The organism is Myxococcales bacterium (assembly GCA_016716835.1).
Classification (GTDB): Bacteria; Myxococcota_A; Polyangia; order Haliangiales; family Haliangiaceae; genus JADJUW01.
The window spans coordinates 3,082,945-3,106,757 of the sequence record JADJUW010000001.1 but is presented as its reverse complement, the minus strand read 5'-3'; the positions used below and the strand labels follow the sequence as shown (position 1 = coordinate 3,106,757).

At 62.8% G+C, this 23,813-nt stretch carries 23 protein-coding genes; 11 read left to right on the top strand and 12 right to left on the bottom strand.

What is annotated here, in order from left to right; translation table 11 throughout:
- The first annotated feature begins 86 nt into the window (after nt 1-86).
- From IPL79_13840 to IPL79_13830, 3 genes are read left to right on the top strand one after another with little or no spacing between them, the layout of a single operon-like run.
- Complete coding sequence (locus IPL79_13840) at nt 87-1,925, top strand: OmpA family protein (protein ID MBK9072066.1); 1,839 nt, start codon at nt 87-89, stop codon at nt 1,923-1,925.
- A 22-nt stretch (nt 1,926-1,947) separates the two neighbouring features.
- Nucleotides 1,948-2,463, top strand: coding sequence for a hypothetical protein (locus IPL79_13835; GenBank protein ID MBK9072065.1), 516 nt, complete (start codon nt 1,948-1,950; stop codon nt 2,461-2,463).
- Nucleotides 2,450-3,337: a pseudouridine-5'-phosphate glycosidase gene (locus tag IPL79_13830; GenBank protein MBK9072064.1), complete on the top strand. Its 888-nt coding sequence runs from the start codon at nt 2,450-2,452 to the stop codon at nt 3,335-3,337. Before IPL79_13835 ends, IPL79_13830 begins: the two co-directional genes overlap by 14 nt.
- A 9-nt stretch (nt 3,338-3,346) precedes the next feature.
- Here the strand turns inward: IPL79_13830 and IPL79_13825 are convergent, their stop codons facing one another.
- From IPL79_13825 to IPL79_13815, 3 genes are read right to left on the bottom strand one after another with little or no spacing between them, the layout of a single operon-like run.
- A complete protein-coding gene (locus IPL79_13825; GenBank protein ID MBK9072063.1) occupies nt 3,347-4,192 on the bottom strand; it encodes a glutamate racemase in 846 nt (281 codons plus the stop codon).
- Nucleotides 4,193-4,243: 51 nt separating this feature from the next.
- Nucleotides 4,244-5,518 carry a patatin-like phospholipase family protein gene (locus IPL79_13820; protein MBK9072062.1) on the bottom strand — a complete coding sequence of 425 codons (1,275 nt, stop codon included), beginning with the start codon at nt 5,516-5,518 and terminating at the stop codon, nt 4,244-4,246.
- A gap of 54 nt (nt 5,519-5,572) precedes the next feature.
- Complete coding sequence (locus IPL79_13815) at nt 5,573-7,132, bottom strand: YifB family Mg chelatase-like AAA ATPase (GenBank protein ID MBK9072061.1); 1,560 nt, start codon at nt 7,130-7,132, stop codon at nt 5,573-5,575.
- A gap of 199 nt (nt 7,133-7,331) precedes the next feature.
- Between IPL79_13815 and IPL79_13810 the strand changes: the two genes are divergently transcribed.
- Nucleotides 7,332-7,733, top strand: a complete 402-nt coding sequence (locus IPL79_13810) for a PEGA domain-containing protein (GenBank protein MBK9072060.1) — start codon at nt 7,332-7,334, stop codon at nt 7,731-7,733.
- Nucleotides 7,734-7,764: 31 nt separating this feature from the next.
- Here the strand turns inward: IPL79_13810 and IPL79_13805 are convergent, their stop codons facing one another.
- A complete protein-coding gene (locus IPL79_13805) occupies nt 7,765-8,748 on the bottom strand; it encodes a hypothetical protein (protein MBK9072059.1) in 984 nt (327 codons plus the stop codon).
- Between the two features lie 253 nt (nt 8,749-9,001).
- On the opposite strand from IPL79_13805, the gene IPL79_13800 reads away from it, so the two are divergent.
- Both IPL79_13800 and IPL79_13795 read left to right on the top strand, forming a co-directional pair.
- Nucleotides 9,002-9,586 (top strand): hypothetical protein, encoded by a 585-nt coding sequence (locus IPL79_13800; GenBank protein ID MBK9072058.1) that lies wholly within the window; start codon nt 9,002-9,004, stop codon nt 9,584-9,586.
- Between the two features lie 94 nt (nt 9,587-9,680).
- Nucleotides 9,681-10,205, top strand: coding sequence for a hypothetical protein (locus IPL79_13795; protein ID MBK9072057.1), 525 nt, complete (start codon nt 9,681-9,683; stop codon nt 10,203-10,205).
- Here the strand turns inward: IPL79_13795 and IPL79_13790 are convergent.
- Nucleotides 10,202-10,504 carry a hypothetical protein gene (locus IPL79_13790; GenBank protein MBK9072056.1) on the bottom strand — a complete coding sequence of 101 codons (303 nt, stop codon included), beginning with the start codon at nt 10,502-10,504 and terminating at the stop codon, nt 10,202-10,204. The genes IPL79_13795 and IPL79_13790 overlap by 4 nt on opposite strands.
- Before the next feature lie 387 nt (nt 10,505-10,891).
- Nucleotides 10,892-11,716, bottom strand: coding sequence for a 1-acyl-sn-glycerol-3-phosphate acyltransferase (locus IPL79_13785; protein MBK9072055.1), 825 nt, complete (start codon nt 11,714-11,716; stop codon nt 10,892-10,894).
- Nucleotides 11,717-11,736: 20 nt separating this feature from the next.
- Here IPL79_13785 and IPL79_13780 point away from each other — a divergent pair, with 20 nt between their 5' ends.
- Nucleotides 11,737-13,020, top strand: coding sequence for a cytochrome P450 (locus tag IPL79_13780; protein MBK9072054.1), 1,284 nt, complete (start codon nt 11,737-11,739; stop codon nt 13,018-13,020).
- Nucleotides 13,021-13,037: 17 nt separating this feature from the next.
- Here IPL79_13780 and IPL79_13775 read toward each other — a convergent pair whose 3' ends face one another.
- On the bottom strand, nt 13,038-13,556 hold the full coding sequence (locus IPL79_13775) for a hypothetical protein (protein ID MBK9072053.1): 519 nt from the start codon (nt 13,554-13,556) through the stop codon (nt 13,038-13,040).
- Nucleotides 13,557-13,575: 19 nt separating this feature from the next.
- Nucleotides 13,576-15,078 (bottom strand): cysteine--tRNA ligase, encoded by a 1,503-nt coding sequence (locus tag IPL79_13770; protein ID MBK9072052.1) that lies wholly within the window; start codon nt 15,076-15,078, stop codon nt 13,576-13,578.
- A 464-nt stretch (nt 15,079-15,542) separates the two neighbouring features.
- On the opposite strand from IPL79_13770, the gene IPL79_13765 reads away from it, so the two are divergent.
- Nucleotides 15,543-16,019 carry a hypothetical protein gene (locus IPL79_13765; protein ID MBK9072051.1) on the top strand — a complete coding sequence of 159 codons (477 nt, stop codon included), beginning with the start codon at nt 15,543-15,545 and terminating at the stop codon, nt 16,017-16,019.
- A gap of 86 nt (nt 16,020-16,105) precedes the next feature.
- On the opposite strand, the gene IPL79_13760 is transcribed toward IPL79_13765, so the two are convergent.
- The 3 genes from IPL79_13760 to rplU all read right to left on the bottom strand — a co-directional run bounded on the left by IPL79_13760 (nt 16,106) and on the right by rplU (nt 17,558).
- On the bottom strand, nt 16,106-16,774 hold the full coding sequence (locus IPL79_13760) for a hypothetical protein (GenBank protein MBK9072050.1): 669 nt from the start codon (nt 16,772-16,774) through the stop codon (nt 16,106-16,108).
- 157 nt (nt 16,775-16,931) lie between these two features.
- Complete coding sequence (gene rpmA / locus IPL79_13755; GenBank protein ID MBK9072049.1) at nt 16,932-17,198, bottom strand: 50S ribosomal protein L27; 267 nt, start codon at nt 17,196-17,198, stop codon at nt 16,932-16,934.
- 42 nt (nt 17,199-17,240) lie between these two features.
- Complete coding sequence (gene rplU, locus IPL79_13750; GenBank protein ID MBK9072048.1) at nt 17,241-17,558, bottom strand: 50S ribosomal protein L21; 318 nt, start codon at nt 17,556-17,558, stop codon at nt 17,241-17,243.
- Nucleotides 17,559-17,839: 281 nt separating this feature from the next.
- On the opposite strand from rplU, the gene IPL79_13745 reads away from it, so the two are divergent.
- A complete protein-coding gene (locus IPL79_13745; GenBank protein ID MBK9072047.1) occupies nt 17,840-18,898 on the top strand; it encodes a hypothetical protein in 1,059 nt (352 codons plus the stop codon).
- A gap of 166 nt (nt 18,899-19,064) precedes the next feature.
- Here IPL79_13745 and obgE read toward each other — a convergent pair whose 3' ends face one another.
- Entirely contained in the window at nt 19,065-20,093 is a 1,029-nt protein-coding gene (gene obgE / locus IPL79_13740; GenBank protein MBK9072046.1) for a GTPase ObgE, read from the bottom strand.
- 493 nt (nt 20,094-20,586) lie between these two features.
- Between obgE and IPL79_13735 the strand changes: the two genes are divergently transcribed.
- Both IPL79_13735 and IPL79_13730 read left to right on the top strand, forming a co-directional pair.
- The gene (locus IPL79_13735; GenBank protein MBK9072045.1) at nt 20,587-21,357 is read left to right on the top strand and encodes a hypothetical protein; all 771 of its coding nucleotides are present in this window, start codon (nt 20,587-20,589) and stop codon (nt 21,355-21,357) included.
- Between the two features lie 26 nt (nt 21,358-21,383).
- Nucleotides 21,384-23,798 carry a tetratricopeptide repeat protein gene (locus tag IPL79_13730; protein MBK9072044.1) on the top strand — a complete coding sequence of 805 codons (2,415 nt, stop codon included), beginning with the start codon at nt 21,384-21,386 and terminating at the stop codon, nt 23,796-23,798.
- The last annotated feature ends 15 nt before the right edge of the window (nt 23,799-23,813 follow it).

Below are 23,813 nucleotides of genomic sequence, written 5' to 3'. Positions count from 1 at the left end.
TCCGGCCGAGTCCCATAAGCTACCGCTCCATGGGACCATCGTTTTTTGGGCGTGAGAGACTCGGGCGGGCGTGGCGAGGCTTGGCCATGGCGGCAGCCGCGGTGATCGCGCTGGCGGGCTCGCCGGCGCAAGCGGTGGCGCAAAGCGAAGGCAATCTCTACATCAACTTCTTCCGGCCAGCGATCGACTCGCGCGGCTACATCACGGTTAACGCGTCGTCGGTCTTGGGCAAAGGCGAGTTCTCCTTTGGCCTGCAGGCCATCGACTGGGGCCACGCGCTGCTCGCGCTCAAGAATGGCAATGCGACGTATGACGTGACCGATACGTTTTCGGGGACGTTCGGCGGCGCCTACGGTCTCAAGTTCGGTCCGGTCGAGCTCGAGCTTGGGCTCTCGGTGCCGCTACTCTTGGTCAATGGCGATCGAGGTCCGGATGACGAGGGCGATCCAAATACGCCCAACGACGATCAGGCCTTTGAATTCGCCGAACAAGGCCTCGGCAACGTTGGCGTCCACCTCAAGACGCGCTTTATCAAGACTAGCAAGCCGCCGCACGTTGGCGTCGGCCTTATTCTCAGCGCCTATCTCGACACCGCGAGCGACAACATCTTTGGCGGCGACAACCAGCTCATGCCCGAGGCGACGCTCATTCTCGACAAGGAGTTTGGCAGCGAAGGCAGGTTTCGCGCCGCGCTCACCGGCGGCTTTCGCTACCGCGGCAAGGTAGCCAGCTTCACCGATGTTGGCGTCGGCGGCGCCACCGGCACCAACCAGACCGTGGCGGTCGGCAGCGAGGTGCCGTATGGCCTCGGGCTGTCATATGACCTCTCTTTGCGCAAGGTCTCGCTGGTGGCGGAAGTGATCGGCTCGTATGGCATGGATGCCGAGAACTACAAGCCGCTCGAGGCCTTGCTGGCGCTCAAGCTCTATCTCGCGCGCAATTCGTTTTTCTCGTTCGGTGGCGGCCGCGGCCTGCGACCCTCCGACGGCGCGAGCCCAGACTGGCGCTTGTTTGTCGGCATCGTGTTCGAGCCAAACCTCGGCGATCGAGACGGCGATGGCATTAAAGACGACGTCGACCAATGCCCGCTCGAAAAAGAAGACTTTGACGGCTTCGAGGACGCCGATGGCTGCCCCGATCCGGACAACGACAAGGATGGCATTCTCGATATCGACGACGCTTGTCCTAATGATCCGGAAGATTTCGACGGCAATGAGGACACCGATGGCTGCCCTGAGGGCGAGCCCGGTGACCGCGATGGCGACGGCATCATGGATGTTGACGACCAATGCCCCGATGATCCGGAAGACAAAGACGGCTTCGAAGACGCCGATGGCTGTCCCGATCCAGATAACGACAAGGACGGCATCCTGGACCGCGACGACCTATGTCCAAACGATCCCGAAGACTTTGACAAGTTCGAGGACGAGGACGGCTGTCCTGATCCAGACAACGATAAGGACCGCATCCTCGACAATGACGACCGCTGCCCGAATGAGCCCGAAGACTACGACACCATCGAAGACGAAGACGGCTGTCCTGAGCCGGGCGGGCGCGTCGTGGTCACCGACTCCAAGATCGAGATCCTCGACAAGGTCTACTTTGATCTCGACAAGGCGACCATCAAGCCGGTGTCGTACCCCATCCTCGACGCGGTGGCGGGCACGCTGCTCTCCAACCCCGACATCGAGCTCATCGAGATCCAAGGCCACACCGATCAACAGGGCGGCGAAGACTACAACCTCAAGCTCTCAGATGATCGCGCCCACTCGGTCGAGGCATATCTCATCAGCAAGGGCGTTGAGCCCGTGCGCCTGCAGGCGCAAGGCTACGGCGAATCGCAGCTCATCGACGAGCGCAACAATCAGACCGCTTACGAGAAGAATCGCCGCGTCGAGTTTCTCATCTTGAAACGCGCGAACTAGGGCGCTAGGCTGCCGCGACGACATGATTCGCGCCTTGCTCTCCCTTGCAGTGTTGGCGGTGGTGGCTTGGGCGGTTACCTCGGTGCCGCTTGGCAGCCGTACGTTGTGGGGTCACCTTTCGGCAATTTGGTCGACGCCCGAGGCCAAGGAGATGCAGGCTGGCATTAAAGAGGCGGCCGAGCCAGCGATCGAGAAAGTTAGGCGTGGCGCAGAAGCGGGCCTCAAGGCCGCCAAAGAACCCGCCCCTGACGCGGCAACTCTCCCCCACGCCGAGGCAATGCCCGACGCCACGCAGCTGTGGCGGGCCGCGCAAGACGCGGGCGAGCGTGGGCGACACGGCGAGGCGGCGGCGTTGGCCGAACGCGCCTTCGCCGCGGATACCTCGCTGGCGGCAGCGGCCATGTTCGCGGTCGTGTCATACTGCAAGGCCGAGCAAAAAATTGGCGCCCGTCGCATGGCCAAAGAACTTGGCGCCACCGCGCGCAAGACCGCGGCGGTGGCCTGCAGCGCCAAAGGCATCGCCCTTGACGGCCGTTAGCGCTTCCGCCGGCGCGGCGCGAGTCGCGCTCGAATCGACGATCATCGCGCACGGCTTTCCGTATCCCGACAACGCCGCCTTGGGCAAGGAGCTCGAGCAGGTCGTTCGCGACGCGGGCGCGAGTCCACATACGATCGCGATCATCAAGGGCACGCCAACGATCGGCTTGACCGCTGGGCAACTCGAACACCTGGCGCAACATGGCGCGGCGTACCGCAAGGTGGCCGCGTCAGATCTCGCCGTGGTGTGCGTGCGAGGCGAGTCCGCGGCAACCACCGTCAGCGCTACCTGCGCCTTGGCGGAGGCCGCTGGCATCGAGGTGTTTGCGACGGGCGGCATTGGCGGCGTGCACCGCGGCGCTAGCGGCGACGTCTCGCAAGATCTGCACGCGCTGGCAAGGCACAAGTTGGCGGTGGTCTCGGCCGGCGCGAAATCAATTTTAGATCTGCCACGCACGCTGGAGATGTTCGAGACGCTTGGCGTGCTGGTGGTCGGCTACGGCTGTGACGAGTTTCCCGCGTTCTACAGCGCGCGCAGCGGGCTGGCCTTGGACCACACTGTGTATGAGGTCGGCGAGCTCGCGGCCATGTGCCGTTGGCGTTGGCGCCACGGCGGCGGCGGCGTGCTAATCGTGCAACCTGTGCCCGCTCATGCCGAAGTGCCGCGCGCGGAGGCCGACGAGCTGATCGAAACGGCGCTCGCGGCGGCGGCGCAAGCTGGCATCGTGGGCAAGGCCGTCACACCTTTTTTGCTGCGCCAACTAGCGGCGTCACTCGGCGGCCGCTTCGTCGCCGCCAATCGCGCGCTCGCGGTGGCTAACGCGCAGCTTGCGGCGCAACTGGCGCTTGAGCTGGCTCGCGCGCCTCGGGCCTAACGTCTGGGCTCATGCGGTCTTAAGATCTACGATCTCAAATTTGCCGACCGGCTCGCCGAGAAAGCGAGGCGCCAGCTCAGCCAAGCGCGAATCGTCGGTGGCGTAGCAGCGCAGCGCGCCGCGATGCGCGCGTCGGTTGTCGGTGGCGGCGGGGGCGCCATAGATATGCGCCGCGACCACGCGCGCCATCGCCGACGCCGAGTCCACCACGGCAATTTCGCGCCCGGCGAGCCGCGCCGCCACCCGCGCTATGGTCGGTTGCAACAAGGGATAGTGCGTGCACCCGAGCACGATCGTATCGAGGTCCGGCTGCGCAACCATCAGCTCGCGCAGGTAGCGCGTCGCCACCAGCTCGGCGACTTCATCGGCGACCCAGCCCTCTTCGGCCAGCGGGACAAATAGCGGACACGCCAGCTGGCTGACCTGCGCCCCAGGGCGATGGCTGGCAATGGCGCGGACATAGGCGCCGGACGCCACCGTGCCGAGCGTGCCGAGCACGCCGAGCTGGCCGTTGCGCGTCGTCTCGCAGGCCGTTTGCGCACCAGGCGCCACCGCGCCCACGACGGGCACCGGCGACGCGGCGGTCAAGACGTCGATGGCATTGGCGGTAGCGGTGTTGCACGCAACGACCACTTGTTTGACCTTGTGTTCAAGCAAAAAATTTAGACAAGCCAGCGAATACATCTGGATGGTGCGCGGACTCTTGCTGCCATAGGGCAGCCTCGCGGTGTCGCCGAGATAGACGATATCTTCGCCAGGCAGGGCCGTCCGCAAGGCGCGCACCACGGTCAGCCCGCCCACGCCAGAATCGAACACGCCGATGGGTCGTCGTCGCTCTGCGTCAGCCGTCGTCATGTCGCCCACGCCTGTTTATACGCGCCATCCACGTCCGAGCCAACAACCAGGCTAGCCTGTTATTCCCGCGGGCGCACCCTCGGGTTCATCGATGCGCGAGAATAAGCGCAGCAGCGCCTCCTCGTGCTTGGCCGCGTCGCGCCGGCCCAGCGCGATGAGCTCCGCCGCATAGTCGCCGTCAAACATGAGGTAGGAAAGCAAATCGTTTTCGCGCGGCGATTCGCTTTCGGCCAGCCGCGACAGCAGCTTGCGGGCGAGGCGACTTTGCAGGCGCACCTTGCCGCTGGCAACAAAGTCTGACGCCAGTTGGCCGATATCAAACGACGGCCGGATGTGAACGATTTCGATTTTCTTAAAGCGCGCGCCGCGTTGCTTTTGCATCTCATCGTTCATCATTGACGAAAACGAGGGACCAAACGCGCGCTCGCCGGCATCGATAATGGCGTTGATGCGTTGCAGGCGATCGACATCGTATTCGGTGTGGTCGAGCATGAGCGCGTTGAGCGTCTTGCCGAGCAAGAATAGCGGGCTAGGAAAATTCGCCTTGATCACGGGTTGCTCGATTGGATTGACATGGCGTAGCGACACCAGCAAGAGCCGCGTAGCGCCGAGGCGAATCGCCGGCGACATGGGTGTGTTTTGCCGCAGGCCACCGTCGGTGTAAAAATCGTCGCCAATCTTCACGGATGGAAAAAGCAGCGGCAACGCCGCCGAGGCGAGCACGTGGCGCGGCCCAATCCGCGCCGCCTTGTGGCGCACGAAAGGATCGCGGCTCCACGTCTTGGGCACGCCATCACGCGCCGCGACAAATACAATCGTATGCCCCGTCGCCACCTGCGTCGCGGAAACCGTCATGGCACCCAAGTGACCTCGACGAAGGTTGCGATCGATGTTGCGCCACGGAATGTGCTTGACGACCACGCGCTCAAGGCCCGTCGTATCGACCAGGCCACCATAACGATACGCGCCCGGCGGAGGGGGCTTAGGGGGCCGGCCCAGCAGCATGCGGGCGAGCGACCCAAATTCAAGTTCGCGCGGCGCCAACAACTCCTCGATCCGCAGGCTGCGCCACAGCATGGCCAGGCGATCGGCTTGGGTGTCGAGGTCTTCGGCGCAGGCGGCGAGGAACGCGCAGTTAATGGCACCGACGCTGGTGCCGGTCATGACGTCGATCGGCGCATGCTTGCCAAACACTTTTGGAAAGTCGTTGCGCAGGTACTGCAACACCCCCACCTCATAGGCACCGCGTGATCCACCGCCGGACAACACCAAGCCGGTGCGCGAACCGGTTGAAGGCGGGATCTGGAACTCGTCGACCACAGTCATTAAATGATCGCCTGATCGTCTTAAAAATGCCAGCACGACCGTCTCATCACCGAGCTAGACCGCCGCGGAGGTTGCCGAGATGTGCGCGGGTGTAGTCTCCTGCGCGCCATGAAGGTGTTGCATCGAGCGAAACGCCGCGGCGTCGAGCAGGTGCTCGCGGCTAATTTGGGCTTCGCCCGCGAGGTCGGCGACGGTGCGCGCCACCTTCACTAGCCGATCGAGTCCACGCGCGGTCATGCCACCGCGTTGTTTATAGATGCGTGCCAGCAACGCCTCCCCATCGGCCGCGAGCGGACAGTAGTGGCGAAGCTGGCGCGAGCTCAGCTCGGCGTTTGTGGTTAGCGCGGTATTTCTGTAGCGCCAACGCTGACGCTCGCGCGCCGCCACGATGCGCGCGCGCATGGTGGCCGACGACGCCGTCTCCGGGCTGCTGCGCAATTCCTCGATCGTGAGCGCACGAACATAGACGTGTAGATCGAGGCGATCGAGGATGGGCCCAGATAACCTGGCGCGGTAGCGCTGGAGCTGCTGCGCCGAGCACACGCATTCGCGCATCGCCGAGCCGAGCCAGCCACACGGACAAGGGTTGGCGGCGGCAACCAACAGAAAGCTCGCCGCCATGTGGGCCGACCCCGCGGCACGGTGAATGGTCACCCGCCGCTCCTCCAGGGGCTGCCGCAGGCTATCGATTATGTGGCGAGGAAATTCGGTCAACTCATCTAAAAAAAGCACGCCGTTGTGGGCCAGCGAGATCTCGCCGGGTCGCGGTACCTTGCCGCCGCCAATGATCGCCGCGCCACTGGCGGTGTGGTGGGGCGCGCGAAACGGACGCTCGCTTACGAGGGCCCCTGAGGTTAGGCCCGCGGCCGAGTGAATCTTGGTTGTCTCAATAATCTCGCTAGGCGTCATATCTGGCTGCACGGTAGGAATGCGTCTCGCCAGCATGGTCTTTCCAATGCCAGGTGGCCCGAGCAAAAATAAATTATGCCCGCCCGCGACGGCGATTTCGGCCGCCGCCTTGGCCCCGCGCTGGCCGCGCACATCGGCCATGTCCAGCGCCTCGACCGGGGAGCTTGTTCGCGTCAAGGGCGCCAGGGGCGGCACCACGCCATGCAAAAACTCGATGGCCTCGCGCAGCGATGCCACGGCGATCACGGTCAGGCCATCGATGAGCTGGGCCTCTGAGGCATTGCACGTTGGCAAAATAATTCCAGTATAGCCAGCCTGCTTCGCGGCGATGGCGGCAGCCAACGCGCCTCTTACGCCGCGCACGCTGCCATCAAGACCGAGCTCACCAATGGCGACCACGCCGGTCAGCGCACCAAGGTCTGCCTGCGTCTCCATCCCAGCAATGACCAGCGCGATGGGAAGGTCAAAGGCCGCGCCTTCCTTTTTGAAGTCGGCCGGCGCCAAGTTCACGGTGATTTTGCGCGCAGGCATCGAAATGCCCACTTGTTCGAGTGCGGTGCGCACGCGCGTCCCGCCTTCGCGAACGCCCTGCGCCGGCAAGCCAACGACATGGTAGCCAGGCAGGCCCACTGACAAATCGACTTCAACATCGACGATCGTCGCCTCGACGCCGCACAGCGCTGCGGTATGGGTGGTCGCCAGCATTAGCGCTTGCTAAGCAATTGCCGCGCCATGCGCGCCTGTCATGGAATCAGCAACCTAGGACGAGCGATCGGCCACTCGCTTCTGCGCCGCGGCTTAATGGGCCACGCCGTTGGCCACGCAGCCCACGTGCCGCGCACCGATCCCGCGACGCCTTCATCTAGCGATAGACGACGCGTCCGAGCAGTGCTACCGATAAAGGGTGAACCTAGCCGCGCCACATGTTGTTTGCATCGCGCTCGCGTTTTGGTTTGGCGCCTGTACGGGCGACGGCACCCCGCCGCCAACGCCTAAAGCTGATGACGCACCCACGACCACGGCGCCCACAATTGACGCCCCAGCGGCAACGCCGACCGGCACCCCGATGCAACTACGCCTCAACTCGACACCGGTAGGCGCAATCGCCTTTGTCAACGGCAAACAAATCGGGGCGACGCCGATCAGCCACACCATCTATGTCACTGGCGCGCCGGTAGAATTTGCATTTAAGCTCGCCGGCTACCAGCCCGCGACATACACCTTCGTGCCGCAGGTAGCAGGCGAAGTGCACGGCCGCTTGGTGCCCGTCGCTATCGAACCACCGACCGCGACCCCGTCGCCATGATCGACTGCGCTGCGCGCGTGCGCAACCTCGCCTAGCGTTCGTCGGTGAGGTAGGCCAAGATCACCTCGTCGAGACTTTTTTCGGAGATGATGTCCTTGGCGAATTCTCGATCGAGCGGCAAATCAACCACGGTTTTTCCACGGTCTTCAACCGGCGGCGGCGCACCCGCGGCCGCCCCCACCGCGATAGGCGCCGAGGCAACGCGTGGTGAGGTCGCGCTTGCTCCTGGCGAAGTCGGCGGCCGGTTGCCCCCGATCACGTGCGCCGGCGCATTGACGATCACGCCCTGCTTGCTCGTCGTCACCCCGCCCGCCGTCGCGGTTCGCGCATCCGTGACGCGCCGCGGTCGCGGCGCCGCGGCCGCGCCCGCCGCCGCCTGCGCCGAGGCGCGCAAAGCGGCCGTCACATTGCGGGCTTGATCCTCCGATACCGTGCGCGCCGCATGGGCGTGTTTAGCGGTCGCCACGGCCGCCGCCAAATTTTCGCCTGTGCCAGCCCGAGCCACCGCAACCGGCGCCGGGGGACCAACTTGCGTTCGCGGCGCAGCCACCGGCACCGTGACATCCCCAGCGGCCGCCGCGGGCACCGCCACCGCGCCGACGCGATGGGCCACGGCTTCGAGCGAGCCAGAGTCTGCCGCGGAACCTACGGTAGGCACCGACGATGACGAATCGCCCGCGGCGCCACCGCTGCCGCCCTCTTCGGGCGCACCGCGCGGCAAGAGGCCAGGCGTCGCGCCGAGGTAATCGTCGATCTTGTCGTCAAAGACGTTCGCCTTAAGCTCGCGCAGCACCGTCTTATGTTGCGTCTGCATCAGCGCCTTGACGGCATCCTCGGGCGCACCTGGGTCGTAGACGTGCTTGCGCGTATGCACGATGACGCCCCCGTGGAAGAGGTGCGTGAAAATGTGCGGCGCCGCGGTCCCGGAATCTTCGGTCTGCACGTGAAACACAAGGCCGCGATAGCGGACGTTGTGATTGTATCCAAGCACCGGAGAACGCTTAGGAAGTGCCACGACCAGCTTCTAGGATACCCATTTTACCCAGACTGGGCCCCTCCGAGGCCTTGTTTTTCGGGTCCTAGGCTGATACTGGTTAGAGACGTAAACGAACCCAGCCGCTGGACCTCGGCGTGCCTACATTGTACCACGCGTGTCGCCTCTAAATAGACGCGCGGGGTCGCTAGGGGCGCGGAGCTAGGCAGCTAGGTTTCAGGGGTCAGGAGAGCCCATCCTCGTTAGTGTCGTCGCGATTGAGAGATATGTTGTGGTGAATGTAGAGACAGATTTTGTTGAGCTCATGCGTGCGTGGTTGGTGTCGCTGCCGCACGATATGAAAATTGCATTCGACGCGATGGACGACGAAAACCTCGCCCGCGAAGATCGCGAGCTGGCCGCCGCCGCCATGCTGCATATCTTCGGCAAGGCCGATCCGATCAAGGCTCGGCGCGAGCCGGTGGCCTTTTTCGCCGACGACGCGGTCATGTTGCACCTTGCGCTCCGCCGCATCGCCGATCGCGGCAACGAAGATGCGCAGACGTTTACGGAGCGCTTTCCCGAATTATTCGAAAGCCTCCCCGCCGGCTTGGCCACCTGCAAATCGCATCTCGAAAAAACGCTTTACGACGCGGTCGAAGCCCGTGTGGTTGGCCTGCCCGCCGCAATGCGCGCCAAGAAGGTCGCGCAATACCTCGACAACGATGAGGCGCGCGAATCGCTCTACGAAAAGATGCTCGAATTTCGCACCAACTATCCGATCGATGAAACGCTCATCGTCGATAAGCTCAAGCGCTCGGCCACGGTGATCGAGGCGCTGCGCAAGACCTACGCCGACGACGCCCGCGCGATCGCTTAGCCTCGCGTCTCGTGACGCGGCGCACGGCCCCCGCATTTTGCCAGCCTCGCCGCTTCGAGCCCTCGTGCGCTCGTGTCACACTTGGCATCAAACAATGACCAAAATCATCGCGCTGCGAAACTTGCTGCCCTCAATCCTCGCCTCGCTTATCGCGACGAGCAGCCTCACGGCCTGTGGTAGCAACGACGGCGGCGGCTATTCGGTAGATACCTCCAAGCCGCTTAATACGCTCACGGAAGCCGAGCAGTTGACGCTGTGTGAGGAGTTTCGAGATAATAGCGCGAGCGCCACGACCGAGGGCCTGCGTCGCCTGGCCTGCGTGCTAGAGGCGACAGATTTTGACAGCAGCGAGTGCAGCGCTACCGACTTTGAGGCCTGCATGGATGAGCCTTTAGTGCCCGTCGCCTGCGAGCCGTTTGATGCGAACGACGCGGAGGCAACCTGTAGCGCGACGGCCGCGGCGTATCTCGATTGCCTCGATGCCTACGCCTCTCAATTTGCCCAATTCGCGGATCTCACCTGCACGTCGGGCGGTAGCGGCGACGACTTGCTATCACCCGACGATCTCCCCGCGTGCGACGCGTTGCTCGCCGCGTGCCCAGACGTTTCAATCGACTAAGGCGTGCCCTTAGCGTTTTCTTCGGGCGAACTAAATAGCGTCGAGATGGCGATCTTGCCGCTGACGACGAATAGTGAAGCGACCACCGTGTAGACGCCACCTTCTTGCCACGAGGCGGGGAGCGTCGACAGGATAGGCAAAATAAATGAGCCTAACGTCGAGAGCAATACGGTCGAGCCGATGGCACCGCCGATCACAAATGTTGCCGCCTTGCCGACCGTGCGGCTAGCTGAGAAGCTGCGTGAGGTCTTGGACTTGGTCGCGGTGACCTCTTGCGGCTTTACCGTGGTTTTTTTCACGCCGAGTAAGCGCGCGCGTTTGGAGCTAATACCCCGCGGGCCCGGCGCAGCCGACCCCTTGCCGCGCACACCCGTGACTTGGTCAGCTGTCGTTTTGCCAGGCCTATTGACCGCGGCAGCCGAGCCGGCCGTTAGCGAGAAGGCAACAGAAAGTAGGATAATGAGTGATGTGATGTTGTGTGGTTTTTTCATTGTGGAAAGAGACTTAGCAACTGCTATGCCACAGCGGTGCAACGCGGCGCGTCGTCGCGACCCCATAGATTATAACAACATACCAGACTTAACTGGGACCGACCGCGGGCCCGCCCCTAGCCAGGTGGAGGGCGGAAGTGCCAGCGCATGGGGCGTCGAGTCCCCGCTCGCAGCGGGTGGAAGTCACTTGCTGGCTTAGGCCAGCGCATCCTGAAAACAAGCTCGTCGCACAACGTCGGTAATTTGCGTGGGCGAAGCAGCTGCGGCAAAGCTAGCAAACGGCAATGGCTTGCCAATATGTAAGCGGACGTGTTGGGTGCACGTCATCATGTCGCGCACGAGGAGCGCCAGGCGAAGCCTCGGGATTGCCGTGCCGAGATAATGAAACGCGTTGCTGCCACGGCCCTCAATAAACACGGGCACGACTGTGGCGCGCGCGCTCGCGATGAGTTTCCCTGTATGCGCGTTCCACGGTACCTCGACGACCGTGCGGTTGCGCAGCGACGGAAACGACGCGACCTCGCCGGCAGGAAAAATCCCGAGCGTGCCCCCCGCGTGCAACAGCCGCAGACACGCGCGCAGCGGACCAAGGTTGCGCGCATGCCGCTGCTGCGCGGCGTCGCGTTTCATGATGTGCACGCCGAGGAATCCCGCCTTCAATTCGGGCACGAAATCGGCGGCCGCATTGACCATCAGGCGTGCCCCAGGTCTGGTCTGATCCATCAGCGCCATGAGGACCAACGCGTCGATGGCGCCCATTGGGTGATTGGCCGCGAAAATGACGGGCCCCGGCAGCTGGGTCAGCTCTGCGGCTTTGGCGGCATCCCAATCGTAGTGAATGCCTAGGTCGCGTAAGACACGACCGCAAAATTCGCCGGCACTTGCCGCCGGTGGTTGTTGCGTTCTAACTCTATGATAGAGCGCCTCGACCATGTCCAGGCCAACCGCGCGTTTGACAAGGGCTTCAACCCCGCGTGGCAGTCCCAAGGAAAAGGCTGGCGCTGCCTTGGTATTGTCCACCGCTGCGGTATACCCGATCGATGGCCCCGTCGCATCAGCCGAGTCAACCGAGCTGGGTGACCCGTGCGGCGCACAACGTGCTCGGTGCCCTGCGTTACGGCAACGGTCCGGTGGATATTAGATCGTGGCTAATGCGCGCGGTGGGGGCGCTGCAACGCAAGCCAACGGTGATCTTGGACGCCGATCCGCAGCTATGCGGGCGCGTGCTCGCGGCATCTGATACCAAGGGCACCATGCTCGAAACGCTGATCGCGACGCCGGCGTGGCATCCTATCTACTCGATCGAGTCTGTTGATGGCGAGCTTTGGCAGCAGTTGTCAAATGACTTCAAGTTGCTGATGAAAGACTTGCATTGGCATCAGCGGTTGGCGCCAATAGCCCGCCGCGAGCTTAGCGCGCTCGCAAACCACACAGGCACGCGTGTGGACGGTGTCGTCGACGCGGAGGCGATCTCGCGGGTGGTGCTGCGGGTTTTATATGAGCTGCTGTTTGACGCGCCGATTGCGGAGGCCGACGAGACGCTGTTTTACCGAGCCTCGATTCAGTGGCGCAAGGAAATTGCGGTCAAGGGTGTGGCCGACGAGGCAATCAAGCAGCAGTTCTGGTCCCGGCTAGGAGACATCGTCCACACGTCGCGATTTAGCCAGGGGATGTCTACGTACGCGCACGAGCCGTCGCGGTGGTTGTCGCTGTTCGCGCAGCCGTTTCTCATCTCGCCGCAGATCAACATCAGCGATATCTTCGTTAGCGTGTTTCATTTCCTGCGTGCCGATGAAGCCTTGCGAGCGCAGGTCACGTGCTGGGCCACGAGCTATCGTGAAGGCCACATCGAGGAGCCAACCGCGGGCGCAAGCAATGCGCGGGGGCTACTCGAAGGCGTCTTGCTAGAAGCAATTCGCTTGCGCCACCCCTTTCCCGTGCTCGAACGCGAGCTGCAAGCCGATCTAGTGACCGCTACCAAGACGTATCGCGCCGGCACGCATTTCTTCATCTTGCTCGACAAGTTCAAGCAAGATCAAACCTTCGATCCACGGCGCTGGCTGCTGCCCCACGCGGAAAACCCGTATGCCGCCTTGCCGTTTGCGGCGGGGCCCCGCATGTGCGTTGGCAAGCCCATCGCGACCGAGCTCTTAGTCGAGATGCTCGCCTCCTTGCTCACGGAGTTTCCGTTTGACGCCATCGCCCCGACGCAGGGACATATGTTTAGCGGCCGCGACAACGACAACACTGAAACGTTGACCGAGTCGTTATATCAGGTGCGCGTATTTGGCCGCGTGCTGCGCGCCAGCGCACGACGGCCGTAGTTGGTAGTAGCGCTCGCTCAGCGAGCCACCACGGCGGGGCAATACGCGCGCAGGGCATCGAGGAAAGGCCCGGGACTGTGACCGGCGAGCCCATTGCCGGCGAACAAGCGGTGCGTCTGCGTGCCGTACCGAACGTCGAGCGCACGCGCTGAGCTGGTAAATTGAAACGCGCTGGCAAACGTTACGTCGGTAAGCGGCGCCAGCGTGCGGCCGGTGCCATCGAGCAAGAGGCCTTGCCCGAGGTCTAGCACTAGCACCGGAGGCACGTCGGCGACGGTGTTGCGTTTGCGCCGGGCCTTGCCAAGCGCCAGAAAAGTGAGCGCGCACAAACCGCCCACGGCGAGCAAAGGCAGTCCGACTACCAGGTTATGCAGCGCAACCTGCGCGATGCCATTTGCCAGCAAAATCGCCGCAAGCAAGCCCGAGACAAAACGGGCCGTTGTTGCCTGCGAACCGCGATCGCAAAAAAGCAGGCGTGCACCCTCCTTGTAGAGCAGCAGCGAGCCCTGCGCGACGAGCAGTTGGCGTTGGTTCATTGGCTACCACCGCTACGCACTACTCACCTTCGACAATGCGCCAGTCCGAGCCGGTCTGGGTATCGAGCACTTCGATGTTCATCGCGGTGAGCTGGCCGCGGATCACGTCGGCGGCGGCGTAGTCTTTCGCCGCCCGCGCGGCATAGCGATCGGCGACAAGTTTTTCCACGGCCGCCACGTCAAGCTTTAAACGCGTCGCCACGCGGTCGCGGCGGCTGCGCAAGAAGGCGACAGGCTCAGACGCGAGCACGCCTATCGCGGTGCCCACACTCCGCATATTTTTTGCGAACGCTGCGATCGAGCGGCGTCGCACGCCCTTGTCAATGCCCTTGCCATCCTCGACCAAACGGTTGGCGACCTTGGCCGCCTCGCCGAGCGCGGCAATGACCACCGGCGCGTTGAAGTCATCTTCTAGCGCGATGCGCACGGCCGCGACCAGCGCGCCCGCCTCGGGCACGGCGTCGCCTTCACCGCCATCGCCACCTTGAGCCAAGAAGGCGTCGAGCCGCGCCAGCGTGTTGTAAAAATACGCCAAGCGCCGGTCGGCCGCCTCGACGCCTGGAAAGCGCGCGGTTGCGATGCCATTCGCCTCTTCGACCGCGACCTCAAATTCAATCGGCGAGCGATAGTGGTGGCTTAGAAAGTAAAACCGCACGGCCTCGGTGCCGACCGAATTTGCTAGTTCGCCGCAACTAAACACGTTGCCGAGCGATTTAGACATCTTCTCGCCGTCAAAATTGAGAAAGCCGTTGTGCACCCAGTAGTGCGCAAACGTGCCTTCGCCGAGCGCGCCCTGCGATTGCGCAATCTCGTTTTCATGGTGCGGAAATACCAAGTCTTTGCCGCCGCCGTGAATGTCAAAGGTGACGCCCAAGTGCTTGTGGCTCATCGCCGAGCACTCGATATGCCAACCCGGCCGCCCGTTACCCCAAGGCGAAGGCCAGCTCGGCTCGCCCGGCTTGGCTGTCTTCCACAGCGCAAAATCCGCCGGCGATTCTTTTTGTTCATTCACGTCGACGCGGGCGCCGGCGCGCAAATCGTCGAGCGATTGCCCCGACAGCTTGCCATACGGCGCGAAGGCATCGACGCGGTAATACACGTCGCCCCCACTCTCATACGCCTTGCCGGCTTCGATCAGCCGCTTGGTAAAATCGACAATCTCTACAATATGCGTCGAAACCTTGGGTTCGACCGTTGGCGTCAGCACGCCAAACGCGCTCATGTCACGGTTGTATTCGTCGGCGTAGCGCGCCGCGAGTTCCATAGGGTTTTGCTTTTCTTCATTGGCGCGCTTGATGATCTTGTCGTCGACATCCGTAATGTTGCGGACGTACGTCACCTCAAAACCCAGCCACGTCAGCGAGCGGCGAATTAGGTCAAAGCAAATCGCCGAATACGCATGTCCAATATGCGCCGCCGCATACGGCGTAGGTCCGCACACATACATGCCCACCTTGCCCGGCACCACCGGCACGAACTCCACCTTCTGCCGCGTAAACGAATCAAACAACCGCAAAGCCATAGCCCATAAGTATAGACGGTTCGCGTCGCAAGTTCGCCGGCCCCACCGCGGCTTGTCGGGCCTTTTGGGCGCCGCCGGCCCCGCGCCACCCCTGTCCGCCGCGCGCCTCCCACGTCGGCCGGCCGGTCGCCTGCGGGGTCCGCGCTCTCGCGCTGCCGTTTTCGCCGGCCACGGCGCGCCTGCCAGCCCTCCGCCCATCCCGCTCGCCGGCTCAAACCGGGCGGCCCGTCGGGCCGCCCGCCCTCCGTCTCCCTGGCGCGGGAGGATGGCCCCCGCCACGCAGTGTGAGCCCGCCGCCCTCGTCATCCTCGGCGTCTTCGCTACCCACGCCGCGCGCGCCACGCCCGCATGTACCTTTTCCGGCCCCACGGCTGTTCGCTCTGCTCACGACGCCTGTCACTCGGTAGGCGATTGACGAAACAACGGTCACGATACAGAACCTCGCGACGGGTCCGAAAAGGAACATGCGGCGCGGCGCGCGTGACGCGTATCTTGCGTACCGCCGTAGGCTTGATTCAACAAATCCTGATGACCATAGAATCAACCCCGCTGAAAAACGCCTCGCAGTCTTTTTGCTTCATTTGAAAGAGCTAGCTGAGGCGAAATGGACCGAACTCGAGTGGGAGGTTCTACGCTTCGATCCATTTTACACGCACAACGAAAATATGATTGCGCAGCAAGGCACGTTTACGCTCGTCAAACGTAAGGCTAGAGATAACAATTGCGACATGCCTCATCTGAAACAGGTGATCGAATCGTCCAACCATCCGCAGCACTGGTTGCGCAAGCTCACGTTGCCTTGGGCCGAAGCAAGTAGGTTGAGAGCGTTGCTGTACAAGCTTGGCATCTATGCGGGGAGCGTCATGCCAGGACCAGATGGCGCGCGCGAAGACGCGGCGGGCGAAGCGCGTGACCAACGCGCACTATTTAAAGCGAGATAACGTCTCCAATTCAAAAACGAAAATCAATCAATTAAGTTCAGGGTCTGTGGGGCGCCGCGATTTCACACACGCCCAAGCGCTCAGCGCTAACATCCTGCCGAGGCCTGCCAGACCATACGGCTGAGGGCGGTGCTCCACTGGGTCGGCGTCATGGAAGCGGCCACGCTGTCGCAGGCAGGCGCAACCACGGCTTGGTCGCTGGGTAGCCAGCGACATTCGATGGCGATCGAGGCGTCGCCGTCGATCAGCAAATAGTGACGGCCTGTCATCGCCGGCGCCGCGGTGGCGGCGTCGGCGGGCGTGCCGATATCTACGCGTAGGGCTTGGTAGCTGCCAATTTTTACGACGCGCGGTTCGCCGGCGTGTGGCGAGCGCGCCTTCATGACCTCCCCATACGCTTGGAGCGCCTTTGGCGTAAGGGGCTGCGCACCGTCAAAGCCGAGGCTTTTGCTATCTGAAAATGCGATGATCGCATTTGGATTGTTGTGCCCACTATGTGGCGTAAACCCAATGCCACCCGCGCGGTCAGCGACAAAACTGGCAAGCCCTACGGCTTGTTCAACGTGGCCGGCAAGCGGCGAAAAATTCGAGGGCACATCAAAACGGTAGCGCGCGGCCTCGTCGCCGAATTCAACCCAGCGGGTCGCCGGCGCGCCACCGGCTGTTTTTTCGGCGGATGCTGGTGCCGGCCCTACCTCGTTGCCACATGCAAAAAGCGAGACGGCCAGTAACGCGACGGATGAAGGTTGTTGCACAAAATCACGATAGCACCGCGACGTGGCTGGTGCCAGGATGACTCTTGACCGGCCGACTAACCGGAACCGCCCGTCGTTGGTGCGGAAAAATTAACGCTTCGCGATGGGCACTGGCGTTCTGCTTTCGCAACGCCGTCAAACCAGCCGCGTGCCTAGTTTACGCAGCGGCGGCAACAGGGGCCACGGCGACGCGGGTTTTGGTCTTGCCGTAACGTTGGAACTCGACGGTGCCTTGGATTAAGGCAAACAGCGTGTGGTCGCGGCCCATGCCGACGTTGGCGCCGGCGTGGAATTTGGTTCCTACTTGGCGCACGAGAATGCTGCCCGCGTTGACCACTTGGCCACCGAAGCGCTTAACGCCGCGCATTTTTGGTTGTGAATCGCGGCCGTTCTTAGTTGAGCCTGCACCTTTTTTACTTGCCATGACGTGGTCTCCTAAACCTCTTAAAAATGAATGGAAATGGGCCTAGCCGTTGATCGCCGCGATTTTCACCGCGGTGTAATCTTGACGATGGCCGTTGCGACGGACGTAGTTCTTGCGACGCGCAAACTTGAACACGGTGAGCTTGTCGCCGCGGCCTTGTTCAACGATTTCGCCGGTCACCGTCGCGCCCGCCACCGTCGGCTTGCCGATGGCGATCTTGGCGCCGTCGCCGCTCGAGATGAGCAACACTTGGTCAAATTTTACAGGCGTGCCCTTGTCGCCTTCGAGCTTCTCGACGACGACCGTCGTGCCCGCGCTCACTCGATATTGTTTTCCACCAGTTTCAATTACCGCGTACATATATGCTCCACCCCAAACGTTGAATGTTAGCGCCCGGCAACATCTTGCCCCGGGCCTTTGGGAGGCGAGAGATTACTCAGCGGCGTCCCAAGATCAAGCTGGATCAGGGGTTCAATGTGAAACCCGAGCTGCGATTTCGCCGCCGGGGGACCGCGGCTAGGTACCGGCTACGCTAATCCGGACCCGGACATCCGCGCAGACCGTGCCCTAATTCACAATAAATGATAATTATTTCGGATATCTGCCCGTATATGGCAGCGCAATCTGATTATCATGTGGTGATGAACGTACGCATGAACCGCGGCCCCTGTCTGCCCTTTGGTTGGCTCGCGTGCCCAGGGCTCGCACTGGCGCTAATGTCTGCTTGTGGCGACAATCGGGCGCCCATCGTCGAACCGCCTCCACCACCCCCGCCGCCCGAGTGCCCCGCTCGCGAATTTGGCCAGCTAGGCGGCCAGTGCGAACAGCACGCCGACTGTGATTCCGCGCCCGATTCTGGCGATGGTTATTGTCTCGACGATCCAAACGGGCCGGTGCCGTTTGACGCCGCGGGCTTTTGCGTGCGTTTTGTCGCGACCTGCGAGGGCACGCCATGCGGCGACGATGTTTGCGCCTTGCTCGAGGCGACGCCGACGTGCCTGCCGGCGTGTTGCGAGGCCGAAACCTGTCCCACAAGCCAGGCCTGCGTCGACTCATATTATGCCTCGCCGCTTGGCGTGATGGCGTGCTTTCCTGGCACGGCGGATGCTAGTGACGGCGACGCTTGCACCTCGATCGCACAATGCACGCAAGACTCCAATTGTCTCAACGACGGCATCGAATATCCCGATGGCCAGTGTTTCCGCGTGGGCTGCACGGTGGGCAACGACACCACGTGCGCTGGCGGCCGCTGCGTCGAGTTCGCCTTTCCTTCGGGGCTCGATACCGCCTGTGTCGATACCTGCGCCAGCGATGCAGATTGTCGCGAAGCCGACGGCTACGAATGCTTTGACGGCGGCGTTGGGGTTGGACTGTATTGCCGACATCCACAAGTGGGCGACGCGTGCACGTCCGATGTCGATTGCGGCGATGCGGGGCTGTTTGATTGCTTGCAGCCCACCGACGGCTTTGTTGGCGGCTATTGCACGGTGCCGCAATGCGACGCCATCGCCGGCACCGGCTGCTCGCTGGGTCATTCGCTTTGCCACGATCCAGACCCAAACAATCCGCCATCGACCGATGAAAACTTCTGCGTCGACCGCTGCCTGCTCGATGTTAACCCGCCGCAAAGCACCTGCCGCGGCGGCTACGAATGCGTCGAAATCCTGCCGACCTTTGGCGCCTGCCTGCCGGCGGTGTGATCGCGGCCAGAGATGAGCTCGCTAGGATCGAAAAAAAGGCGAAGAACAGAGCGCAGTGGGTGGCGGAGATTGCGGTGCACGCCTGCAGCGATGCCGAGGCGCATCCGTCTGGATGTAACGAGGCTCGCGAAGCCGTACACCGGGCACTATTGCCTCCGGTACCCACTCAATGCGTTTCTGTTCGAGCCTTGGGCTTGGCGACGAATTTCCAGAGGGCCTCAAGCACCTCGGTGACGCCGTCGCCGGTGGCGGCTGACATCACGTGCAGCTCGATGCCGAGTTTTTTAAACGCCGCCGTGTGCTGCTCGAGGGTGCCGCGGTGGCCGCTGACATCGATTTTGTTGAGCACGACGATCTGCGGCTTGATCGCGAGCTCGGGCGCGTACTTGGTGAGCTCGTTCATCAGCACGCGATAATCGCCGATTGGATCGCGATCTTCGCCGGTGCTCTCGCTGTCCTCCACGATGTGCAGCAGCGCGCGGCAACGCTCGACGTGGCGGAGGAATTGATGCCCCAGGCCGGCGCCGTCCGCCGCGCCTTCGATGAGGCCGGGAATGTCGGCAATAACAAATGTCCGGTAATCGGACAGCTGCACCACGCCCAAATTTGGCACCAAGGTGGTAAAGGGGTAATCCGCGATTTTAGGTCTAGCGCGCGATACCGCGCTGATAAACGTCGATTTTCCAACGTTCGGAAATCCAAGCAGGCCGACGTCGGCGAGCAGCTTGAGCTCCAGCCGCAGCGTGCGCTCTTCCCCTGGTGTGCCGGGCTCGGAGGTTCGCGGCGCCTGATTCCACGCCGTCTTGAAGTGAATATTGCCAAGCCCGCCCTTGCCGCCTTGCGCGACGACGACGCGGACGCCTTGCTGGTCGAGATCGGCGATAAGTTCATTTGTGGTGTCGTCGTAGACGACGGTGCCAACCGGGACGCGCACCTCAAGATCTTGACCGGCGGCACCGTATTGATCTTTGTTGCGGCCGTGCTCGCCGGGTGTCGCTCGATAATGGCGGCGATAATTAAAATCCATCAGCGAGCCGAGCTGTTCGTCGGCGACAAATACGATGCTGCCGCCGTCGCCGCCATCGCCACCCGAGGGGCCGCCGTGCGGCACGCCATCCTCACGACGCATCGCGGCCGAGCCGTTGCCACCGTCGCCGGCTTTTACGTAGATCCGCGCTTCGTCAATAAAATGCACGCTGCACTCCTACACGGCTGCCCCCGCGGGCTCAAGCCATGACTTGCGCCGTCGGCGTCGCGTCAGTTATCCACAGCAGCTGATTGCGCTAGTTAAAGGCGACACGATACAGGTGAATTATATTCTAGCAAGTAATTACGATATGTTACATTGATTTAGTTCCCGCGCCGTGGTCGCGACATGAGGAACTCGCGATGCATCTTATTCGTGGATTCTTGCTTGAAGACCAGAGTGAAAAGCGGCGATTGGACGCATAGCGTCAATCTACCGGATGCGTGGATGGCAATTGTGAGCTTCTGCACGCTCTGCCAACGACGCCGTCGCCTGCGCCAGCAAACCGTCAACCCCGCGTTGCCAAGGCGGTCGCTTAGTTGCCGCTCCCTCGTCAAAAGTGATACTAATTCAATGTTTACACCCTAAAATCGGGCGGGCTCGTCCGCGGCTAGGGTCGCGCTAGATTTTGAATTGTTAATCTGAGAAGGGTCATCACGCCATGGGACGCCTGTATTGCACAACGCTACTTTCGATTGCCTTCAGCGTCGCCATCGCCCCCGCCTTCGCGCAACCGGGAGCCGCGCCGACGCCGGCACCCGTGCCTCCCGCCTCGACACCGGGTGCGACGCCCGCGTCGCCGGCCGCACCTGCGCCAGACGCGGCGGCCCCCACCGAGCTCGTCACCACCGGCGATTCCGTCCCAACAAGTATTCGCCTACGCGGCCTTGAGCAACGCGTGCAAGCGCTCAAGGAGCGTTCGTGGCGCACCAAGGCGCGCATCACGATGCTCAAAGAACGCGTGCTCGGCGGCGGCATCGGCGCGCAGCTCGCGCTGCTCCACAGCAATAAGATGAGCACCAAGTTTCGCCTCGTCAAGCTCGCCTACGCGCTCGACGGCGCGCAGGTGTTCACGCGCGCCGACGAAAGCGCGACCTCGCTCTATAGCGTCAAGTCGTTTGACATCCTCACCGGGCCCGTCGCGCCGGGCAGCCACACGATCAGCGTGGTCGCCGTGTACCGCGGCTACGGCTTCAAAGTGTTTGGTTACATGGACACCGCCACCTTCACCGCGCGCGGCAGCCATACCTTCACCATCGAAGAGGGCAAGGCGTTGCGTGTCGAGGTCGTCGGCTATGAGCGCGGCAACGCGACCACGCCGGTGCAAGATCGCCCCGCGATCGATTTCAAACTCACCTTCGTCGAAGAAAAAGTCGCTGAACCGACGCCTAGCGTGCCCGCTGCGTCCGTGCCAGCGGAGCCGAAAAAATGAATTTGCCAGCGCGTGGTGAAGGCACCATGAGGCGCGCGATGTTCGCCATCGCCGCGTCGGTCATGGCGATCGCAACGACGGCCGCGCCGGCCAGCGTCCGCGCGGATCTCGCATCGGCGAGCAAGACGATCGACGCCCTCGCGCGCGAGCTGCGCGATCTTAACGGCAGCGTCGCAACGCCCCAGTGGCAACGGCCCAAGGCCGAGACGTACACCCGCCGCCTGATCGACGCGCAAGTCGCCTATGGCACCGGGCGCTTCGAAGAGGCCGCCATCCTCTTGTTCGACTACATGTTGCAGCCTGGCCTGCGGGATCGCGATGTCGCGCTCTACTACCTCGCCGAATCGCTGTATCGCCGGCACGACTACATGAGCGCGCAGCGCTACTTCGGCGATTTGGTGCAGACCTTTCCCACCAGCAAACACTATCAGTCGGCGCTCGAACGGCTGATCGAGCTCGCCGTCGATCTCGACGACAACGCCTCGGTGACGCCGCGGATCGCCGCGCTCGACGCGATACCTGCCGATAAGAAACGCCCGTCGGCGCCGTACGTCCGCGGAAAATACGCGTACGCCACCGGCAACAACGCCGAGGCGCTGACCTTCTTCGCGCAGGTTAAGCCTGGCAGCGCATACGAATTCCAAGCCCGGTTCTTTGAAGGCGCGGTGTTCGTCGCCGGCAAGGAGCTCGACAAGGCGATCGAGGCGTATGCGGGGCTGCTCAAGCTACGGCCGCGCACGGGCGCCGATCGGCGCATCATCGAGCTGGCGCAGCTCGCGCTGGGACGCTTGTATTACGAGAAAGATCTGACCAGCGCGGCGGTGGACGCCTATCTCATGATCGATCGCCGGTCGGATTTGTTTTCCGAAGCCCTCTACGAAATTGCGTGGGTCTATATCAAGGCGCAAGAGTTTGAGAAGGCCTTGCGCGCGCTGGAGCTGCTCGCCTTGACGGATCCAACCTCGTCGCGACTGCCGACCGTACGCATCTTGGAGGCGAATTTGCGCGTGCGCAAAGCGCAAGCCGTGCGCGCCCGCATCATCGTTGGCGTCGAGGCCGAGGCAGGCAATCCAAGCGAAGAGTACGATCGCGCCGAGAAAATATTTATCGCGACCGCCGATCTGTATCGCCCCGCGCATGACGAGCTCGCCACGATTGTCGGCGAGCAGCGCGATACGCGGCTCTATTTGGGCCAAATCACCTCGCGCGCGGCAGACGCCTTTACCGCCTCGGCGACGATGCCAGAGTTGGCAGCAGCATGGGTGCGCGACGATGCCGCGGTTAAGCGTCTTACGGTTGCCAACCAAGACCTCGGCGACATCGGCGACGACTTGCGCACGGCGGAGGACATGATCGCCCGCGTCGACGCGGCACTCTCGGCTGAGCATCGCGTCAGCTTGTTTCCCGCGCTGGCTAAAAAGCGGCAGCGCGCGCTCGCGGTGCGTGAGGAATTGCTCGCCATATACCTCGAGCTGGCGCGCGAGGGCGCCGCTCGTGAAGCCGCGCACGTGCAAGGCGGCGAGGGCAGCTCGATCAAAACCGCCCGCGACGCGCGCCAAGCGCTGGAAACAGAATTGGCGGCATTGCCTGGCTCGGACAAGCCGGCGGCCGACCGCGTCGCCGCGGCGCGCGCCGAATATGACAGCCTCGCGCAAGACGCCGCCACCATGGAATTGCAGCTCGATGGGCTCATCGCCACCTCGAAGGCGCTGCGCAAGTACGCAAGCGAAGCCAAGCCGCCGCTGACCCCGGCGCAAAGGCTTGAAACCGACCAGGCCTTGGCCGCCTATGACATTGAGATCGACCTGCAGCGCCAAGAGTTACAGGTGCTGGCGCGTGAGATCGACGTTGGGCGCGATCAGGCCGGCGTGAGCGACGAAGTGGCCTTGAGGCGGCGCGATCTCATCGCGGCCCTGGCGGGCGCGTACGCCGCCGAATTTGCCGTTGCCTTGCCGGTGTGGGCCCGCGCCTCGCAGCTCGCCAAGGCTGGCGATATCGCCACACGTGGCGGCGCCGCCTGGACCACGGCGGATGAATTGATCGCGCGCATCGACAGCTTGGTCGATGGCCAGCTGGTTGAAGTACGCGCCGAGCTTGAACAGATCCGCGCCGATTTGCTCGCGCATCGCGGCGAGTTTGAGGGCACGCAAGGCCAGTCCGATGTCATCGGCACCGACGTGTTGGCGTTCGCGTTTCGCGAGGTGATCGGCAAATTTTACGAAATCTTGGTGCGCAGCGACGTCGGCGTCGTCGACGTGCACTGGTCGCAACGCGAAGAAGGCCTAGAAGATTTGACCAAGCTGACACTTGAACGGAGCCGCGAGCTCAAACATCTGCGCGATGAGTTTCGCGATCTCATCGAGGAAGACCAAGCCGCCAAGGCCGGCGAGCCCACCACGCCCACCGCGCCCGCCCCGGGCGGCGAAGGGAGCCAGCCATGAGCCGGGTAGCCCAAG

Excerpts from the sequence above, each read along its gene's own strand:
- IPL79_13840 (MBK9072066.1), top strand. The coding sequence starts at position 87 with ATGGCGGCAGCCGCGGTGATCGCGCTGGCGGGCTCGCCGGCGCAAGCG.
- IPL79_13835 (MBK9072065.1), top strand. The coding sequence starts at position 1,948 with ATGATTCGCGCCTTGCTCTCCCTTGCAGTGTTGGCGGTGGTGGCTTGG.
- IPL79_13825 (MBK9072063.1), bottom strand. The coding sequence starts at position 4,192 with ATGACGACGGCTGACGCAGAGCGACGACGACCCATCGGCGTGTTCGAT.
- IPL79_13820 (MBK9072062.1), bottom strand. The coding sequence starts at position 5,518 with ATGACTGTGGTCGACGAGTTCCAGATCCCGCCTTCAACCGGTTCGCGC.
- IPL79_13815 (MBK9072061.1), bottom strand. The coding sequence starts at position 7,132 with ATGCTGGCGACCACCCATACCGCAGCGCTGTGCGGCGTCGAGGCGACG.
- IPL79_13795 (MBK9072057.1), top strand. The coding sequence starts at position 9,681 with ATGACCAAAATCATCGCGCTGCGAAACTTGCTGCCCTCAATCCTCGCC.
- IPL79_13780 (MBK9072054.1), top strand. The coding sequence starts at position 11,737 with ATGGCCCCGTCGCATCAGCCGAGTCAACCGAGCTGGGTGACCCGTGCG.
- IPL79_13775 (MBK9072053.1), bottom strand. The coding sequence starts at position 13,556 with ATGAACCAACGCCAACTGCTCGTCGCGCAGGGCTCGCTGCTGCTCTAC.
- IPL79_13770 (MBK9072052.1), bottom strand. The coding sequence starts at position 15,078 with ATGGCTTTGCGGTTGTTTGATTCGTTTACGCGGCAGAAGGTGGAGTTC.
- IPL79_13765 (MBK9072051.1), top strand. The coding sequence starts at position 15,543 with ATGCGGCGCGGCGCGCGTGACGCGTATCTTGCGTACCGCCGTAGGCTT.
- rpmA (MBK9072049.1), bottom strand. The coding sequence starts at position 17,198 with ATGGCAAGTAAAAAAGGTGCAGGCTCAACTAAGAACGGCCGCGATTCA.
- rplU (MBK9072048.1), bottom strand. The coding sequence starts at position 17,558 with ATGTACGCGGTAATTGAAACTGGTGGAAAACAATATCGAGTGAGCGCG.
- IPL79_13745 (MBK9072047.1), top strand. The coding sequence starts at position 17,840 with ATGAACGTACGCATGAACCGCGGCCCCTGTCTGCCCTTTGGTTGGCTC.
- IPL79_13735 (MBK9072045.1), top strand. The coding sequence starts at position 20,587 with ATGGGACGCCTGTATTGCACAACGCTACTTTCGATTGCCTTCAGCGTC.
- IPL79_13730 (MBK9072044.1), top strand. The coding sequence starts at position 21,384 with ATGAGGCGCGCGATGTTCGCCATCGCCGCGTCGGTCATGGCGATCGCA.